This is a genomic window from Bacillus sp. NPDC057893, assembly GCF_042796455.1.
Classification (GTDB): Bacteria; Bacillota; Bacilli; order Bacillales; family Bacillaceae_G; genus Bacillus_A.
On sequence record NZ_JBHVNG010000006.1, the window covers coordinates 199904 to 217751 of the forward strand.

The window sequence follows — 17848 nt, forward strand, 5'->3', positions numbered from 1 at the left end:
TATAATAGTACGTATATGCAAAAAAATGAGGGGGATCAAGTTTGACACTTGAAATATTAAATGAGTTTAACATAGAACAGTTTCAAAATGATTTAATTGGTTGGTTTGAAAAAGAACAACGTGATTTACCGTGGCGAAAAAATAAAGATCCATACCGTGTTTGGGTTTCGGAAATTATGTTACAGCAAACAAGGGTAGAGGCTGTAAAACCATATTACGCAAATTTTATGGGGAAGTTTCCTACGCTTGAAGCGCTAGCAACTGCCGATGATGAAGAAGTATTAAAAGCATGGGAAGGCTTAGGTTATTATTCTAGAGCACGAAATTTACACGCTGCAGTAAAAGAGGTAAAAGAAGTATACGGCGGGACAGTACCGAGCGATGTAAAGAAAATTGAAAAATTAAAAGGAGTGGGACCATATACAAAAGGTGCCATTTTAAGCATTGCATATGGCATACCAGAGCCAGCGGTTGATGGAAATGTTATGCGCGTATTATCTCGTATTTTATCAGTGTGGGATGATATTGCAAAACCGAGGACGAGAAAAGTTTTTGAAGAGATTGTGCGTGAAATTATTTCGACAGAAAATCCATCTTATTTTAACCAAGGTTTGATGGAATTAGGGGCATTAATTTGTATACCGAAAAATCCCTCTTGTTTACTTTGTCCTGTACGTGAACATTGCAGAGGGTATGCTGAAGGTGTTCAAAAAGAACTACCAGTGAAAAGTAAAGCGAAAGCACCTACAATGGTACCGCTCGTTGCAGGAGTACTTCAAACTGAAGATGGTCGTTACGTAATTAATAAACGCCCAAGTACGGGATTACTGGCTAATATGTGGGAGTTCCCGAATATTGAACTAGGTGAAGGTATTCGTAATCAGAAACAACAGCTTACGGATTATATGAAGGAGAGCTTTGATCTCTCGGTTTCAATTGATGAATACGCGATGAATGTACAACATACTTTTACACATCGTACTTGGGATATATTTATATTTTACGGAAAAGTAACAGGTAATATTGTCGAAACGGATACATTAAAGTTTGTGTCGAAAGAAGCGTTCGAACAGTTACCTTTCTCGAAATCACATCGTACAATTTACGAAAAGTGTGTTGAGAAAATTACAATGCAATAAAGTGAAACTTTAATCAGTGGGGGTTTTCTTCATCCCCCACTGATTATTAGCCTTCACCAATCGGGCTTTTACGGGCAGTTGATCCCTACCTAACTTCTTTGCTTTCGCTGCATTTTGAGGTGGGGGTCTTACTGCCCGGCGAATAGCGGGATAAATAATAAAAACGTGTTCCAGAACTTTGGAACACGTTTTTTATATTGAAACTAAATTTGTATTTTGAGGTTGAAAATCCACGCGTTTATAATCCGCCCCGTGACTCAATTTCTTTCACAATTTCTTTATAAATCGTTTGTCCCTCTACATTTAGATAAGGCATAATTTGCTGAAATGAATGATGAAAATAAGCTAATTCATCCTCTTTCCATTCATTTTTGGAAATCATAGTTAGCTCAGTCATATCACGTCCAGTATACATATTCCCACCTCCATCATATGTAGTTTGAATGAGTGATAAGAGATATATGCGTGAATTTTTAAAAGAAAATTAAGGATAACTTCTAAGTGAATTGGTTACATTATTGATTGTGGAGGTGAGAAAGATGAGTAAAAAACAACAAGGTTATAATAAGGCAACTTCTGGTGCTAGCATTCAAAGTACAAATGCTAGCTATGGTACAGAGTTTGCAACTGAAACGAATGTACAAGCAGTAAAACAAGCAAACGCACAATCAGAGGCACAGAAAGCACAAGCTTCTGGTGCTCAAAGTGCAAATGCTAGTTATGGTACAGAGTTTGCAACTGAAACAGATGTGCATGCAGTGAAAAAACAAAATGCACAATCAGCTGCAAAACAATCACAATCTTCTAGCTCAAATCAGTAATGAAGGAAAAACACTTCTCCGTTCGAGAGAAGTGTTTTCTTTGTGTGCGTGTCACTGTAATGAAAATAAAGGGAACGACATAACTTCTAATAAGTCAACAAATGTAGTCAAAGGAGAAAGAAGTTCACGATTAGAAATATGTAATAGGAATTATAACTGGCGAATGAATCAAAAAGGGGGTAAGTGATGAACGACTTTGATAAGTTGGTAGGAGAGCAGTTGGAAACGATGGATGAGCTTTTAAAGTTACAATCACATTTAGAGAAGTATCAGCAAATTGAAATGAGTGGAAGGGATACGTGTGATAAAAAAGAATTGCATTTTATCCGTCAAGAAATATACAGAACAGAAATAGCATTAAAACTTTTGCATGAAAAATTTGAACAGCAAACGAATAATGTGATTCAATCTTTTGAAACCGAAAAAATAATTTCAAATTAAGGGTGAGATATGTTGTTGATTTTAGGGGAAAGTCCTTTCTTAAACAGAGATGAGGGGGACTTTTCTTTTTGTTATATCTTCGTTTAATCTTCTAAAATACGTATTGCTAATTCATAGAGGATTTTCCTTTATTAAAAGGGTTGGTGATGTGGTATTCAATAATACAAACTTCATTATATTCCTTATGAAAACAAGTATCCTATCGCTTTAGTTTTAAAATTTTGACAAAAAAGTTATAATAGAAAAAAAGTGAATGCAGTTCAAGGGGTAGTTAAGACAACTTAAGAATGGCATTTGCAGCTGAAAGAAGGGAGCATATATGGGATTTCCCAAAGAAGGAGAAAAGGTACAAATACATAGTTATAAACATAATGGCTCCATTCATAGAATGTGGGAAGAGACAACGATTTTAAAAGGGACGCAGAGTCTTGTGATCGGAGCGAATGATCGTACAGTAGTTACGGAATCAGATGGCCGAACATGGATTACTCGCGAACCTGCGATTTGTTACTTTCATGCCAATTATTGGTTTAATGTGATTGGAATGCTGAGGGAAGAAGGAGTATATTATTATTGTAATTTAAGTTCTCCTTTTGCATATGACTCTGAGGCATTAAAGTATATTGATTACGATTTAGATATTAAAGTATATCCGGATATGACATATACACTTTTAGATGAAGATGAGTATGAGAAGCATAGTCAAATCATGCAGTATCCTCCTGTTATTGATACAATTTTAAAACGAAATGTAGCACATTTAACACAGTGGATTCATCAAAGAAAAGGTCCATTCGCACCGGATTTCGTAGATATGTGGTATGAAAGATATTTAATGTACAGAAATTAAAACAAACCTGCAGGGGATTTCCCGGCAGGTTTGTCCTATTAGAGGGGGGATTATGTGCAAGGTATAAAAAGATATTTACAATTTGTTAAACCATATCGATGGCTCATTGCTATTACAATTATTATTGGTCTTGTGAAGTTTGGTATCCCGCTTATTATGCCATGGTTATTAAAGTATATTATTGATGATGTTATTCAAGGCACGGGATCGCTTCAAGAAAAAACGTCTCAATTAATAACCGCAATTGGGATTGCCTTTTTTATTTTTGCAATAGTAAGACCGCCGATAGAATATTATCGTCAATATTTCGCGCAGCGCATTGCCAATACAATACTATACGATTTACGAAAATACATTTTTAGGCACTTGCAAAAATTGAGCTTACGTTATTATTCGAACACAAAAACAGGGGAGCTTATTTCACGTGTAATCCATGATGTAGAACAAACGAAGGACTTTGTAATTACTGGTCTTATGAATGTTTGGTTAGATACTGCAACAATTGTTATTGCTATTATCATTATGTTTTCTATGAATATAAAATTAACCTTTGTTGCTTTATTAATCTTACCTATTTATGTAGTTGCAGTGAAATATTTTTTCGGGCGCCTTCGAAAATTGACGAAAGAGCGCTCACAAGCGTTAGCAACTATGCAAGGGTATTTACATGAACGTATTCAAGGGATGCAAGTGACACGTAGTTTTGCATTAGAAGAGTATGAAAGAGGACAGTTTGAAAAGAGAAATAATGAATTTTTAACGAAAGCACTAACTCATACGAGTTGGACGGCCAGAACGTTTTCGGCAGTGAATACGTTAACGGATTTAGGGCCATTACTTGTTATTGGTTTTGCAGCGTATGAGGTAATTCAAGGATCGTTAACACTGGGTACTATGGTTGCTTTTGTTGGATATATGGATAGTTTATATAGTCCGCTTCGTCGCCTTGTTAATTCATCTACAACATTAACACAGTCTTTCGCCTCGATGGATCGAGTGTTTGAATTGTTGGATGAAAAATACGATATTGTTAATGTGCCAAATGCGGTGCAAACAAAAAAGTTAAATGGTGAAATTGTATTTGATAATGTTTCTTTTCGTTATAATGCGGATGAAAAAGAAATATTGCATAATCTGTCATTAACTATGCGCCAGGGAGAGAAGGTTGCGCTTGTAGGGGCAAGTGGAGGAGGAAAGTCATCTCTTGCTAGTTTAATTCCGCGCTTCTATGATGTTTCTGAAGGCGCAGTTTATATAGACGGGATAGATGTAAGAAAGTATGATATGAGAAATTTGCGTAGTAATATTGGAATTGTGCTACAAGATAATTTATTATTTAGCGATACAATCGGGGCTAATATTTTATATGGCAATCCGAAAGCTACAGAGGCGGAAGTGATTTCAGCTGCCAAAGCTGCACAAATTCATAATTTTATTACAGAGTTGCCAGAGGGCTATGATACTGTTGTTGGGGAACGTGGTGTGAAATTATCTGGTGGACAAAGACAGCGTGTAGCAATCGCACGGGTTTTTCTAAAGAATCCGTCTTTACTTATATTAGATGAAGCAACTTCCGCTTTAGATTTAGAGAATGAACGATATATTCAAGAGGCACTGCAAACGTTAGCTGCAGATCGGACAACAATTATCATTGCACACCGATTAGCGACGATTACGCATGTCGATACAATTATTTATGTTGAAGATGGTGAAATAAAAGAAAAGGGTTCTCATGAAGAGTTAATGAAAAAGAGGGAATTTTATTACAATCTATATCAACTTCAGCATATAACAGAAACAGCTCCTTTAGCGTAAAAGGAGCTGTTTTTTATTCGTCTTCTTTTTTATCTTCGATTTGGAGTTCACTCTCTGGTTTATGGTATGTGTAGAAGCTATCCACAAGTAAATCTAAATGCTCTACTTCCTCACTGTAGTTAATAATTGAAGAAATAAGAGGGAAGAGATGTAACCATATTTTATATGCTTCCTCATCGTCCTTATTTTGATAATCCATAAAGATATCAATCAATTCTTGTTTACCTGTTTCAACTTCATCAAGCATTTCAACAGATTGTTGTTTCTTTGCTTTACCAATAAATTTTAATAACACTTGTTCGTGATAATGCGTTAATGAATCAAGTTCGTTTTGAATAGATTCCTGAAACTCTTCTGGCATATAGCGCAGTTCATTTTCAGTGCGATGCAATGACTTTAACGTGCTTAAAGCGCGGCTTGTTGTCGCTAACATTTGTCTGAATAAAACGAGCTTACGAATTTTCGCGAATTGTATTTTTTTCGTATAGCTTCTTTCTTCTTTATACAGCAAATAGTAATGATTTAGTTTAATCATTTTTTCTTTCATGCGATCAATATCGGTTTTTAGCGTTGTAAAATCAGAAGCTTGCCTACTGTTCATACGAATCCATTTAACAATTTCCTCTGTATTATCAACGATGCGATGGTAAAGTTTTGTTTCATATTTTGGCGGCATAAATACTAAATTTACAAGTGAAGCCGCAATAATTCCAATCATAATCGTCGCGAATCGAAGTAAGGCAAAATTAAAGAAATCTTCGCCTTGATACTCCATAATGGCGATAACTGTTACTAAAGCGATTGATATTGTTTTTTCTAAGCGTAATTGTAAAGTAAGAGCAATTACTAATATACACGTTAATCCAATAATAAAAGGATTATGTCCAAAAGCAGTAGCAAATACGATAGCGAATACCGCACCAATTACGTTTGCTTGAATTTGCTCAAGAGCAGTTAAATACGAGCGGTATACAGACGGTTGAACAGCAAAGATAGCTGAGATTCCCGCAAATACTGGACTCGGTAATTGAAGTAAAATACAAGCAAATAAAGCTAATGTAATGGCAATACCCGTTTTTAAAATGCGAGCACCAAGTTTCATACCCTTATTGATATCCTTTCTCTTGTCATAATGAATGTACAACATGATACTATACATTCATTACAATATGTTAGCAAGTGATATTTTAGTGACGTTAAAAAGTTTAATAAATAAATTACAATCAATTTATAATTTCTCCAAATTCTCTTTAAACATCTATTCTTTAATAAAAAAACCTGCTGAATTTCAGCAGGTTTCAAATTGTTATTCTAGATTACTATGCGATGCTCGCTTCGTCAATTTTTTTGTGAACATAAATATTGTACATATCATTCAGTGGAAATAGATGGATCCGCCTGTTCTTTTTTCGGGATAATTTCATAGAAGTGAAGCTGGATATCATCTAATAATGGTGTTAACAAAGCGACTTCTTCATATTGTTCATGCTCATTTAATACACGAATGTAGTTTAATAATAATTCATTCACATCTTGCAAACCATTTTTACTAATTGGCTGCAATGTTACATTTGCACCTTTAGCAATTCTTCTTTTTAAAGCGTGTTCTGTTAAACCTAAGTTTGGCTCATGACGTAGATAAACAACACCACCAGTCATGCCGGCACAAATCCATGGACCAGGATCTCCTAAAACAAGAGCACGACCATTTGTCATATATTCAAAAGCAAATCCTTTTATATTAGAATATACTCCGATATTTCCTTGTTCTTTTTCGCGGAGTGGTTTTGTAATTCTGCCTCCAATTATCATATCTGCTCCAGAAAGGCGAATGCCAGCACGAGCATCAGCGTTACCTTGCACGTATAATGCACCTTTTTGAGCGCCGTATCCAAATCCTTTTCCGACAGAACCGTTATAATATGTTCCATCTTTTCCTTTTGCTTTCGTTATATAAATGCCACCGCCAAATGAAGTTTTTCCAATTCCATCTTGCGCGCCACCATTTACGTGTATAAATAAGTTCTCGCTATTGTACGCGCCTAATCCGTTTCCGGGAACAGATCCGTTTGTATACTTTAATGTAAGTGGTTCAAGATGAGTGTTTTCATATAATTTGCTACGAATACGATAACAGGATTCTAGACCGCCCATTACGCGTTGCTCTACGCCGACGCTTACTAATTCTTTTGACTGGAGAGAATTTGTTGTTTCCAATTGTTTTTCTTGTACAGATGCCGTTATTTTCACCGATGAATCTTCTATCGTTTGTATTAAATTACGTAAGTCTAATAAGTCCTTGCCTCGAGTTTGTTCTAATAAATCCGATCGTCCGATAATATCTTGTAAGTTTGTGTAACCGAGCTGCCCTGTTAAACGTTTCAATTCTGTACCGAAAGTAGTGAATAGGCTTAATAGCCCTGTAACTGCGCTTTCTAATTCGCGCGGGACGAAGCGGCGCAGTCCATGTTCTTTCGCTTGAGCCTCAGATTCAATTTGTGTTGCAATTCCGACGTGGCACGTATCGAGATGACAACCACGGCAAGTTGTACAGCCAATTGCAATCATTGATAATGTGCCAAATCCGATCCGGTTTGCTCCAAGGAGCATGATTTTTAAGGCGTCATTGACACTTCGAATACCGCCATCTGCCCAAATTTCTACTTTATGTCTCATATTTGCTTCTAGTAACGCATTGTGAGCAGCTTTAACACCGATTTCTACAGGAAGACCTACATGTTGCAATGCGTGAATACGTGCAGCACCTGTTCCGCCATCAAATCCACTAATGTTAATAAAGTCAGCGCCAGCTTTTGCGATACCGACAGCAATTGTTCCGATGTTAGGAACGACAGGAACTTTTACAGCTACTTTTGCAAGATGATTAGCCGTTTTAATTTCTGTAATCATTTGAGCCAAGTCTTCAATTGAATAAATATCATGGTTGTTAGAAGGTGAAATTAAATCTGAGCCAATTGTAGCATTACGTGCTTCCGCAATTTTGGCAGTCACTTTTGAACCAGGCAAATGTCCACCTTCACCAGGCTTTGCTCCTTGACCAATTTTTATTTCAATTAAATTTGATGAATTTAGTAGTTCAGCGTTTACTCCAAATCGGCCAGATGCAACTTGTTGTCCGCGTGTATGTGGGTATTTACCAATCATATCTTTAATTTCGCCGCCTTCACCGTTCAAACTAATCATATTTAACTGATTGGCAGCTTCTGCATATGCGCGAAAGGCAATTTCATTTTGAGAACCGAATGACATAGAACTAATAATAAATGGTAAATCATGATTTTGAATGCCGATGGACACTTCTTCGGTCGGAATTACATGTTTTGTTTGTTTTGTTTGAATAAGGTGCCGAATTGCGATGGGAGTATTTTCTTCTAATTCACTTAACTTATCGCGGTAATCATCATAAGAGTTTCCTTTTGCAACATCACCAATTGCTTTCCAAATCCGCGGGAATATATGAAATGATTTTCGCATTCTAACTTTTGGATTGTTATAATCATCAGCTCGAATTTTCGCATCTTCAGCAAGTGATTCAAGTGAAAAAGCTAAATCATTTGAACCGAAGAAGTTTGTAATTTGTAATATATTTGCGATTTCCTCATGTAATCCAATAGAGGAGAAGAGGCGACCGTAACCGCGTAATTCATGAATTCCAATCGTTGAAATTACTTTCTCTAGTCCTTTATTAAGTGCGGTATACAAATTAGTAATCGGTGCTTTTGTTCCATCATTTACCGTTGCGAACAATAAATATGGATTAATACCATCTGCCCCTAATCCGTATAGCGTGACGATATCATGTAAGGAGCGAAGGGCGCCAGAACGTATAACGAGAGAGCATTTCCGGCGTAATTTATTTTCAGTTAATGCTTGATGTACTTTAGCAGTAACTAAATGTGGATCAATCCATAACAGTTCATTTTGATGAGATTTAGCGTCATCTAATACTAGTAGGGAAGCCCCGTCTTTAACGGCTGCTATGGCTTCGGAACTAATTCGGTTTAATGCGCTTTGTAGAGTTTCTGATGGACTAAATGTGACAGGAATTGTAGAGACAGAGCTATGAGTGATGAATAGCTGTATAAGTTGTTCGTACGTAATCGTGTGTAAGTCTGCCGCGATAGATTGAGCTAAACTTCCTTCTAAAATAATTGGTGAGAGCATCTCGATTACAAATGGTTGTTTAGAGTTATCTAATAAACCCGGACGCTCTCCGAGTACAGTACGTGTGGAGAAGTGTTCGACTTCTCGATCACGATCGATTGCTGGATTTGTAACAACGGCTACACTTTCCTTAATGAAATCAGCAATATTTCGTCTATCTGTATCAAGTGCGGCAAGTGGTGAGTCATGCCCAAGTGAACGAATTGGTTCGACGCCTTTTGTCGCCATCTGTTCAAGGAGCTGAATATGTTCTCGATCCCAGCCGAAAGCGACGTATTGCTTCGTTTCAACTTGAACAGAATCACATAATCCCTCAGTTTCTTTCGTTTCAGGGATAGATAAGTTTACATGATAGTTGGTAACATCGATTCGTTTCTTAAAACGGTTGTATACTTCAATTTGATAATTATCGTATTCATAGAGAACAAGCTCATCTTGTTGATTCCATTTTAATCCAACCTTTTCGCCAGGAGCGAGTGGTTTCGTCTCTGCTACATATTCAGTTGGTGATACAACTCCAGGTTCAGAAGAGAAAATATAGGAGCTCTCTGTCTCTACTTTCCAAACTGGACGTAATCCAAGGGAATCGACACTGAAAACAGCTTCATCTTTATAACGTGAAATGATACCAGCTGGACCTTGTGCGAAATGCCCCCAAGCCTCACGTATATAAGTGTATAAGTTTTGTAATTTTGTTTCGTAAAGTTTTATTTCATTAATAATTGGTGGAAATAATATATCCATTGCTTCAAATAAACTGTAGTTATACTGAACGAGAAGGGTTTCTAAGGTGCGGTTTAAATCTTGGGAATCACTGCCCCCGGCAGTAAGTGGTACATTAATCATGTCAGCTTGATCGCGTAATTTTGCAATCGTGTTAATTTCACCATTATGCCCGAGAATACTAAATGGTTGTACACGAAAAAAATTAGATAACGTATTAGTAGAATAGCGATTATGTCCTAGTGTCATAGTTGAAGCGATAAGTGGGTGTTGTAAATCATTGTAATAAGCAACGAGTGTATCACCAGCGCCGAGAACTTTATATACAACATGTTCATGACTTAATGAGGCAACATGAATTGCTTCATTTTCTTCGATTTGTATTGTTACAGAAAATAATGTTTGTTCAATATTTTTAACTTCACTTTCGGCGATAAGGGCAATTTGCCAAAATAAAGGTTCTTCTTGTTTACCAAGAGGACCGAGTGCATCTGAGTTTATTACATCATCATTTTCGAGAACAATTGTAAAGTTTTCATTGTTTAGTTGCGTACGAATGTAATCTTTTAACTCAGCAATGTTTTCTTTTTTGTTTAGAAAAAAATGTCCAACGATAAAGTGGGGATGATCCACAATCGTTGGATTATATCCGCTACTTTTCAGTTTTTCATTCCAAAGTGCTTTTGGCATGTCGATATGAATTCCGATACCATCTCCTTCGCCATTAATGAAACCAGCTCTGTGATTCATTTTGACTAGTGATTGTATACAAAGGTCGATGTTTTCTTTTGTAGGAATTCTTCGTTTTTCCATAACGGAAACGATTCCACACGCATCATGTTCTGCATTTTTATAATTCCGAAATAAAGACGGTGTCCATTTCTTTTTTTTATTGAGCATCCGTCAATCCCCCCTCTGGAAAATGAATTTTGAATAATCTTACTATTTAAGGCGTGAACTGCCTTGTATACAGGGATAGTAAGGATATAAAAGAATATAAAACAGATAATTATGAATAATTATACTATTAATGAGGGATTTATGAAATAGAAAAAAGGAAAAAAGAAAGATGGGCTTTCTTTTCTCCTTTTGAATGAAGAGATTATTTATTGTTCGCTAGGGTAGAAAATGCTCTGCCAACAGCTTCAATTGTATATTCAATATCTTCTTTTGTATGTTCTGTCGTTAAGAACCATGCTTCATATTTAGAAGGTGCTAAATTAATACCTTCTTGAAGCATCAACTTGAAGAATCTACCGAACATTTCACCATCTGTATTTTTGGCTGCATCGTAATCTTCAATTGTATTTGTCGTGAAGTATACAGTTAATGCACCCTTTAGACGGTTTACTGTAATATCGATGTTATGTTTTGTAGCTTGTTCTAAAATTCCTTTTTCAAGCATTGCGCCAAGTGCATCTAATTTCTCGTATACGCCTTCTTGTTGAAGTACTTCTAGGCAGGCAATACCTGATGCCATAGAAGCAGGGTTCCCGGCCATTGTACCAGCTTGGTATGCAGGGCCGAGCGGTGCAACTTGTTCCATAATTTCTTTCTTACCACCGTAAGCACCAATTGGAAGTCCACCGCCGATAACTTTACCAAGTGCTGTTAGATCTGGGGTTACGCCAAGTAAGTCTTGAGCGCCGCCATACATAAAGCGGAAAGCAGTAATAACTTCATCATAAATTACTAGTGCACCAGCTTCGTGAACAAGTTCATTAACTTTTTCAAGGAAGCCGGGTTTTGGCTCAACAATACCGAAGTTTCCAACGATTGGCTCTACAAGGATAGCTGCTACTTCATGTCCCCATTTATCTAACGCTTCTTTTAAAGTTTCTACATTATTAAATGGAACAGTAATAACTTCTTGGGCGATACTTTGTGGCACGCCAGCTGAATCAGGAATTCCAAGGGTAGAAGGACCAGAGCCAGCTGCTACAAGTACTAAATCGGAATGACCGTGGTAACAACCAGCGAATTTCATAATTTTTGTGCGGCCAGTGTAAGCACGAGCAACACGAATGGTTGTCATAACGGATTCTGTACCAGAGTTTACGAAGCGGACTTTATCTAAAGCGGGCATTGCTTCTTTTAACATTTTTGCGAATTTTACTTCTAATGCTGTTGGAGTACCGTATAGTACGCCGTTTTCAGCCGCTGTTTTAATTGCTTCTGTTACGTGCGGATGAGCATGTCCAGTAATAATAGGACCATATGCTGCTAAATAGTCGATATATTTATTTCCATCTACATCCCAAAAATAAGCACCTTTCCCGCGTTCCATTGCAACAGGGGAACCGCCTCCAACTGCTTTAAAAGAGCGAGAAGGACTATTAACACCACCAACGATATGCTCTAACGCTTCTTTATGTAATGCTTCTGATTTCGTGAAATTCACTACAATTCATCTCCTTACAAAAATCTATGTATTATTCTAACATGTTTTTCGAAAAGACGTATTGTTTGTGATAGAAGGAGCAGTTGGGTAAACTATTCGTTGTGACATTTAGGAAGGGGGTCCGATTATGAAATCGGTAATTGAGGTACAAGGGTTACGTAAAGAGTTTACAGCTTATTCAAGTCGTCCGGGCTTAAAGGGTGCATTTCGCGATTTATTAAATCGTAATTATAAAATAGTGCCAGCAGTAAATGATGTTTCTTTTACTATAAAGCAAGGTGAAATGGTTGGTTATATTGGTGAGAATGGTGCTGGTAAATCAACGACGATTAAAATGCTTACAGGGATTTTGACTCCGACATCAGGACAAATTACAGTGAACGGAATGAATCCACACAAACAGAGAGAAGAATTTGTAAGAACAATCGGTGTTGTGTTTGGGCAGCGTTCGCAGCTTTGGTGGGATATTGCTGTACAAGAATCATTTCGTTTATTGAAGAAAGTGTACGGTGTATCAGATGCTCAGTATAAGGAACATATGGAACATGTTATTGAAACGTTAGATATCGGTCCTTTATTAGATAAACCGGTACGGAAATTATCTCTTGGTCAAAGAATGCGTTGTGAATTAGCAGCGGCGTTAATTCATAATCCGCCGTTATTATTTTTAGATGAACCAACAATTGGACTAGATGTTCTTGTGAAATTGAAAATACGAGAATTCTTAAAAGAGATGAATGAACGTTATAAAACAACAATATTATTAACGACACATGATATTACTGATATTGAAGCTTTATGTGAACGCGTCATCATGCTTGATGAAGGAAATATTATGTATGACGGATCTTTAGATAATCTTCGTACGCAGTGGGGAGTAGAGAAGGAAATACATTTTCAGTTTGTTGCCCCAGTTTCATACCAGGAGTTATCAATGGTTATGCCAGATAGTCATGTTGTTTGGTCAAAAGCGAAAGAAGAAAACGCATGGGTTGCAAAAATACCGAATGAAGAAGTTATCATTTCTATGTTGATTTCTAAAGTAGTACAAGCCTTTCAAATTAAAGATTTGAAAATTAACGAAGTGTCTACAGAGGAAATTATTCGTAACATTTATGAAGAAGGTATTATGCATGGGTAAGTATATTGAAATGATTCGGATTCGTTTTTTAATGATGCTTGCTTATCGTACAAATTATTACAGCGGGATTTTAATTTATACGATTAACATTGGTGCATATTATTTTTTATGGCAAGCAATTTATAGCGGGAAAGAGAATATTGAAAGTTTATCTATTTCGCAAATGACTACGTATATTGCGATCGCATGGATGGCACGCGCTTTTTATTTCAATAATATAGATAGAGAAATTGCGATGGAAATTCAAGAAGGACGTGTGGCGGTAGAGCTAATTCGTCCATATAACTATTTAGGTATGAAAGTTATGCAAGGGCTTGGAGAAGGGATATTCCGTTTTGCTTTCTTTTCAATTCCGGGTATGGTTATTGTTACGTTATTATTTTCATTACAAATTACAACGAATTTTCAAACGTGGTTATATTTCTTCTTATCTTTAATATTTAGTTTTATCATTAATACACAAATAAATTTAATGACAGGAATGCTTACATTCTTCTTATTTAATAATAGTGGAATTATGTATGCGAAACGTGTTGTTATCGATTTATTTTCTGGTTTATTATTACCGATTAGTTTTTATCCGTTATGGGCCCAAAAAGCAATGGTGTTTTTACCGTTTCAAGCAATTAGTTATATTCCGAGTATGATTTTCTCTGAAGGTATACAAGGAAGTAAGTTATATGAAGCTTTAGTATTTCAAATGATTTGGGCAATTATACTTATTATTCCAATTGTACTGATGTGGAAAACGGCGAGAAAACGTCTAATCGTACAAGGGGGATGACGAGATGATATATATAAAATTATTTTTGCAATATGCAAGTCAATATATAAAAACAAAATTGGAGTATCGTGGCGATTTTATCGTCGGATTACTTTCAGATTTATCACTACAAGCTGTTAATTTAATCTTCATTCTCGTAGTGTTTGGGCATACCCAAGCACTAAAAGGGTGGAGCCGAGAAGAAGTAATCTTTATTTATGGTTTCTTTTTAGTACCTTTTGCCATTTTTTCAGCTTTCTTTAATATATGGGACTTTAATGATCGTTACATTATTAAAGGAGAAATGGACCGTATATTAACGAGACCGATTCATAGTTTATTTCAAATTATATTAGAAAGAATGGAACTTGAATCTTTAATTGGGGCTATTACGGGGATTATTGTGATGGGTTATGCAGCAATGGAGCTGCAATTATCTTTTTACTGGTATGATTTCTTCTTATTCCTACTTATGGTAGGGGGAGGGGCACTTGTGTACGGCGGGATATTTGTTACGCTTGCAAGTCTTGGCTTTTGGTCGGATTCGAAAAGTTCCATTATGCCGCTTATGTATAACATAGGGAATTATGGACGCTATCCTGTTGATATTTATAACCGTGTTATTCGCTTTGTTTTAACGTTCGTTTTACCGTTTGCATTTGTTGGGGTATATCCAGCAGCATACTTTTTAAGAAAAACAGAGTGGAATAGCTATGCTTTCGCAACACCAATTGTTGGTATTATCTGTTTTACTATTGCAATCACCCTCTGGAATCAAGGGGTTAAGCGATATCGTGGTGCAGGGAATTAATTATAGAAGCTTGTTCGTTTCTAAGGGATAAATCAGCTATAGTCCTCATACATATAAAATGAGGTGGAGGACATGTTATGGGGATTTATTCTATTAATTGCAGCAATCGCTATTTTGAGAAGTGTCCAATTATTATGGAGTTCATATTCAAATTCCAATCGTTTCTTTTCGCTGTACAATTTAGCTACGTTGTTTTTAATTTATACAACGGTACTGATTGCGTTTGGATTAAGTTATGTTGTGCTAGAGGAAATGGGTTTTGCAGTTTTGAAAGAAGATGGGGATAGGTTAAGTGCTCACTCCTTTCAACTCGTTGAAATATGTTTATATTTTAGCGCGGTTACTTTATTGTCCGTTGGATATGGTGATATAGCTCCGATTGGAATCGGAAGATGGATTGCAATAGGAGAAGCGCTAATTGGATATACATTACCGTTTGCCTTTGTGGTAAGGACTGTAATGGACAATGAAAAATAAGGTAGCATTTGTTATAGTAATAGAAAAGAAAAGGAGTGATAACAATGATCACAGTAGGAGAAATAGCACCGGAATTCACAATAGAGGGAAGTACCGGAGAACAAATTCGCTTAGCTGACTTCCGAGGTAAAAATGTAGTTTTATATTTTTACCCGAAAGATATGACTCCAGGGTGTACAACTGAAGCATGTGATTTTCGTGATGCATATGGATTATTCCAAGAGAAGGACACGGTCATCCTTGGTGTAAGCCCTGATTCGGTGAACAGACATATGAAATTCATCGAGAAGCATGAACTTCCATTTGTACTTTTAGTAGATGAAGATCATAAAGTAGCAGAATTGTACGATGTTTGGAAGTTGAAAAAGAACTTTGGAAAAGAGTACATGGGAATCGAGCGTTCTACATTCCTTATCAATAAAGATGGTGAACTTGTAAAAGAATGGCGTAAAGTGAAAGTGAAAGGACATATTGAAGACGTTCTTTCTTATATAAAGTGAAACTTTAATCAGTGGGGGGCTATCCACACTGATTATTAGCCCGTACCAATTGGGCTTTTACGGGCAATTGATCTCCCACCTAACTTCTTCGCATTTGCTTAATTTTGAATTGGGAGTCTTACTGCCCGCAAATAGCGGGATAAAATAATCTATATTAATGTGGAGAAAAAATACATATGTAAGGCATGCGTCTATACATATTTTCTTGCGATACATAAAGTGAAAGTGTAGGGCATACCTCCTCAGATGATAGTATTCCAAGTGCGATTATGTCGCACTTTTTTCTATGTAAATGTATAGGAAATGGGGGAAGGTACATAAGAATAAGGCTATATACAAAAATAAACCACATACTTATAGTAGAAATATTGACGATTTATAAGAAAAAGAGTACACTCTTTATAAGAATTATAAAATAATAATCCGTATAGAATCGGGGTGCATGACGGTGGTCAAAGAAGAATTAAAAGAAGCGCTAGAAATGCTGAAAAATACGGGTGTACGCATTACTCCACAGCGTCATGCTATTTTAGAGTACCTTGTGGAATCTATGACGCACCCAACAGCGGATGACATTTATAAAGCATTAGAAGGTAAGTTTCCAAATATGAGTGTTGCAACTGTCTATAATAACTTACGTGTGTTTAAAGAAGTTGGACTTGTAAAGGAATTAACTTATGGGGATGCTTCAAGTAGATTTGATTATGTTACAAGTCAACATTATCATGTGATTTGCGAAAAATGTGGTAAGATTGTTGATTTTCCTTATGGAGGTTTGGAACAGCTTGAAGAGGAAGCTGCGAAAACGACAGGCTTCGTTATTAATAGTCATCGCTTAGAAATTTATGGCGTTTGTCCAGAGTGTCATAAGGCGTAATATATAATAAAGAAAGAGGGTGACGAAATCGTCACCCTCTTTCTTTATTATATGGGGATGAAAAAATACTAAAGTGAAAGTACATGTTATCCTTTATAGCTTTTTTTATTGTACTTCTCATTAAATTCTTTTCCTTCTAAACTCGGATCGAGTGTTAAAGGTTGGTTGCAATGCATACATGCGTCGACACGACCAAGCATTTTTGTTGGCTTATCGCAGCTTGGACAAATAATTTGTACAGTCTTAGTAGATAACATACCAATCCAAAAGTAAACGACAGTACTAGCGATAACAGCTAAAAAGCCAACCATCATAAATGTTGTCATAATAATAATGTTGTCACGGAAAAAGACTCCTAAGTATGCAATGAAGAGGCCGATAAATACTAAACTTAATGCAAAGGTCCGAATTTTATTGATTTTGTTCGAATATTTAATGCTCATTCTTAGCACCTCCTATAATAATAATATAACATAAAATTTAGAATTTTCTCTCGTCTGTAAGTGGGATAAGGAGATAAAATATGAAATGGATAGAAGGGGATCTATGAAGAATGAATGGAGGCTATAATGATTTTTTAAGCGAGATTTTAAGCTTTTAACGGGATGTGAAATTTTTTTGTGAAAAGTATTGACCCTACATATACTGCATGATATATTAATAAACGTCGCTGATGCGGAAATGCAGTAAACGGCAAAAAAGAAATTTAAAAAACTTAGTTGACATCGAAAAACGAAGATGTTAACATAAGGAAGTCGCAAATGAGCGGCTAAGTAGTTCTTTGAAAACTGAACGAAACAAACAACGTGAACGTCAATTTTTATTTTTAGATGCTAGACAAACTAACTTTATTGGAGAGTTTGATCCTGGCTCAGGATGAACGCTGGCGGCGTGCCTAATACAT

Annotated in this window: 16 protein-coding genes; 11 read left to right on the forward strand and 5 right to left on the reverse strand. The window is 36.3% G+C overall.

All coding sequences use genetic code 11. The annotated features are described in order from the left end of the window. Positions 1-41: 41 nt before the first annotated feature. The gene (mutY, locus tag ACFVQC_RS23460; protein ID WP_377891227.1) at positions 42-1139 is read left to right on the forward strand and encodes an A/G-specific adenine glycosylase; all 1098 of its coding nucleotides are present in this window, start codon (positions 42-44) and stop codon (positions 1137-1139) included. Between the two features lie 238 nt (positions 1140-1377). On the opposite strand, the gene ACFVQC_RS23465 is transcribed toward mutY, so the two are convergent. Continuing rightward, positions 1378-1554: a hypothetical protein gene (locus ACFVQC_RS23465; protein WP_002159377.1), complete on the reverse strand. Its 177-nt coding sequence runs from the start codon at positions 1552-1554 to the stop codon at positions 1378-1380. A gap of 124 nt (positions 1555-1678) precedes the next feature. On the opposite strand from ACFVQC_RS23465, the gene ACFVQC_RS23470 reads away from it, so the two are divergent. From ACFVQC_RS23470 to ACFVQC_RS23485, 4 genes are all read left to right on the forward strand, one after another. Beyond that, on the forward strand, positions 1679-1960 hold the full coding sequence (locus tag ACFVQC_RS23470; RefSeq protein ID WP_002151730.1) for a gamma-type small acid-soluble spore protein: 282 nt from the start codon (positions 1679-1681) through the stop codon (positions 1958-1960). Between the two features lie 186 nt (positions 1961-2146). Then, the gene (locus tag ACFVQC_RS23475; RefSeq protein ID WP_002010338.1) at positions 2147-2401 is read left to right on the forward strand and encodes a YgaB family protein; all 255 of its coding nucleotides are present in this window, start codon (positions 2147-2149) and stop codon (positions 2399-2401) included. A gap of 319 nt (positions 2402-2720) precedes the next feature. Continuing rightward, a complete protein-coding gene (gene ntdP, locus ACFVQC_RS23480) occupies positions 2721-3251 on the forward strand; it encodes a nucleoside tri-diphosphate phosphatase (protein ID WP_000506627.1) in 531 nt (176 codons plus the stop codon). Positions 3252-3305: 54 nt separating this feature from the next. Continuing rightward, on the forward strand, positions 3306-5066 hold the full coding sequence (locus ACFVQC_RS23485) for an ABC transporter ATP-binding protein (protein WP_377899404.1): 1761 nt from the start codon (positions 3306-3308) through the stop codon (positions 5064-5066). Between the two features lie 13 nt (positions 5067-5079). Here the strand turns inward: ACFVQC_RS23485 and ACFVQC_RS23490 are convergent, their stop codons facing one another. The 3 genes from ACFVQC_RS23490 to hemL all read right to left on the reverse strand — a co-directional run bounded on the left by ACFVQC_RS23490 (position 5080) and on the right by hemL (position 12375). Further along, on the reverse strand, positions 5080-6168 hold the full coding sequence (locus tag ACFVQC_RS23490; protein WP_002010342.1) for an aromatic acid exporter family protein: 1089 nt from the start codon (positions 6166-6168) through the stop codon (positions 5080-5082). Positions 6169-6437: 269 nt separating this feature from the next. After that, entirely contained in the window at positions 6438-10874 is a 4437-nt protein-coding gene (locus ACFVQC_RS23495; RefSeq protein ID WP_377899405.1) for a glutamate synthase-related protein, read from the reverse strand. Between the two features lie 202 nt (positions 10875-11076). Continuing rightward, positions 11077-12375, reverse strand: a complete 1299-nt coding sequence (hemL, locus tag ACFVQC_RS23500; protein WP_002159373.1) for a glutamate-1-semialdehyde-2,1-aminomutase — start codon at positions 12373-12375, stop codon at positions 11077-11079. 127 nt (positions 12376-12502) lie between these two features. Between hemL and ACFVQC_RS23505 the strand changes: the two genes are divergently transcribed. The 6 genes from ACFVQC_RS23505 to perR all read left to right on the forward strand — a co-directional run bounded on the left by ACFVQC_RS23505 (position 12503) and on the right by perR (position 16944). Continuing rightward, positions 12503-13516 (forward strand): ABC transporter ATP-binding protein, encoded by a 1014-nt coding sequence (locus tag ACFVQC_RS23505; protein ID WP_002113870.1) that lies wholly within the window; start codon positions 12503-12505, stop codon positions 13514-13516. Next, on the forward strand, positions 13509-14300 hold the full coding sequence (locus tag ACFVQC_RS23510) for an ABC transporter permease (protein WP_377891235.1): 792 nt from the start codon (positions 13509-13511) through the stop codon (positions 14298-14300). Before ACFVQC_RS23505 ends, ACFVQC_RS23510 begins: the two co-directional genes overlap by 8 nt. Before the next feature lie 4 nt (positions 14301-14304). Further along, positions 14305-15090: an ABC transporter permease gene (locus ACFVQC_RS23515; RefSeq protein WP_377891236.1), complete on the forward strand. Its 786-nt coding sequence runs from the start codon at positions 14305-14307 to the stop codon at positions 15088-15090. 72 nt (positions 15091-15162) lie between these two features. Then, on the forward strand, positions 15163-15567 hold the full coding sequence (locus ACFVQC_RS23520; RefSeq protein ID WP_002091112.1) for a potassium channel family protein: 405 nt from the start codon (positions 15163-15165) through the stop codon (positions 15565-15567). 44 nt (positions 15568-15611) lie between these two features. After that, positions 15612-16067 carry a thioredoxin-dependent thiol peroxidase gene (gene bcp / locus ACFVQC_RS23525; protein WP_377891238.1) on the forward strand — a complete coding sequence of 152 codons (456 nt, stop codon included), beginning with the start codon at positions 15612-15614 and terminating at the stop codon, positions 16065-16067. 448 nt (positions 16068-16515) lie between these two features. Further along, on the forward strand, positions 16516-16944 hold the full coding sequence (gene perR / locus ACFVQC_RS23530) for a peroxide-responsive transcriptional repressor PerR (protein WP_000237831.1): 429 nt from the start codon (positions 16516-16518) through the stop codon (positions 16942-16944). Positions 16945-17030: 86 nt separating this feature from the next. On the opposite strand, the gene ACFVQC_RS23535 is transcribed toward perR, so the two are convergent. After that, positions 17031-17387 carry a YgzB family protein gene (locus tag ACFVQC_RS23535; RefSeq protein WP_002063699.1) on the reverse strand — a complete coding sequence of 119 codons (357 nt, stop codon included), beginning with the start codon at positions 17385-17387 and terminating at the stop codon, positions 17031-17033. Between the last annotated feature and the right edge of the window lie 461 nt (positions 17388-17848).

Bases quoted from the DNA above. Each gene is read 5' to 3' on its own strand.
- bcp (WP_377891238.1), top strand. From the start codon at position 15,612: ATGATCACAGTAGGAGAAATAGCACCGGAATTCACAATAGAGGGAAGT.
- ACFVQC_RS23505 (WP_002113870.1), top strand. From the start codon at position 12,503: ATGAAATCGGTAATTGAGGTACAAGGGTTACGTAAAGAGTTTACAGCT.
- ACFVQC_RS23465 (WP_002159377.1), bottom strand. From the start codon at position 1,554: ATGTATACTGGACGTGATATGACTGAGCTAACTATGATTTCCAAAAAT.
- ACFVQC_RS23490 (WP_002010342.1), bottom strand. From the start codon at position 6,168: ATGAAACTTGGTGCTCGCATTTTAAAAACGGGTATTGCCATTACATTA.
- ACFVQC_RS23515 (WP_377891236.1), top strand. From the start codon at position 14,305: ATGATATATATAAAATTATTTTTGCAATATGCAAGTCAATATATAAAA.
- ACFVQC_RS23510 (WP_377891235.1), top strand. From the start codon at position 13,509: ATGGGTAAGTATATTGAAATGATTCGGATTCGTTTTTTAATGATGCTT.
- ACFVQC_RS23470 (WP_002151730.1), top strand. From the start codon at position 1,679: ATGAGTAAAAAACAACAAGGTTATAATAAGGCAACTTCTGGTGCTAGC.
- ACFVQC_RS23475 (WP_002010338.1), top strand. From the start codon at position 2,147: ATGAACGACTTTGATAAGTTGGTAGGAGAGCAGTTGGAAACGATGGAT.
- ACFVQC_RS23495 (WP_377899405.1), bottom strand. From the start codon at position 10,874: ATGCTCAATAAAAAAAAGAAATGGACACCGTCTTTATTTCGGAATTAT.
- ACFVQC_RS23535 (WP_002063699.1), bottom strand. From the start codon at position 17,387: ATGAGCATTAAATATTCGAACAAAATCAATAAAATTCGGACCTTTGCA.
- ntdP (WP_000506627.1), top strand. From the start codon at position 2,721: ATGGGATTTCCCAAAGAAGGAGAAAAGGTACAAATACATAGTTATAAA.
- ACFVQC_RS23520 (WP_002091112.1), top strand. From the start codon at position 15,163: ATGTTATGGGGATTTATTCTATTAATTGCAGCAATCGCTATTTTGAGA.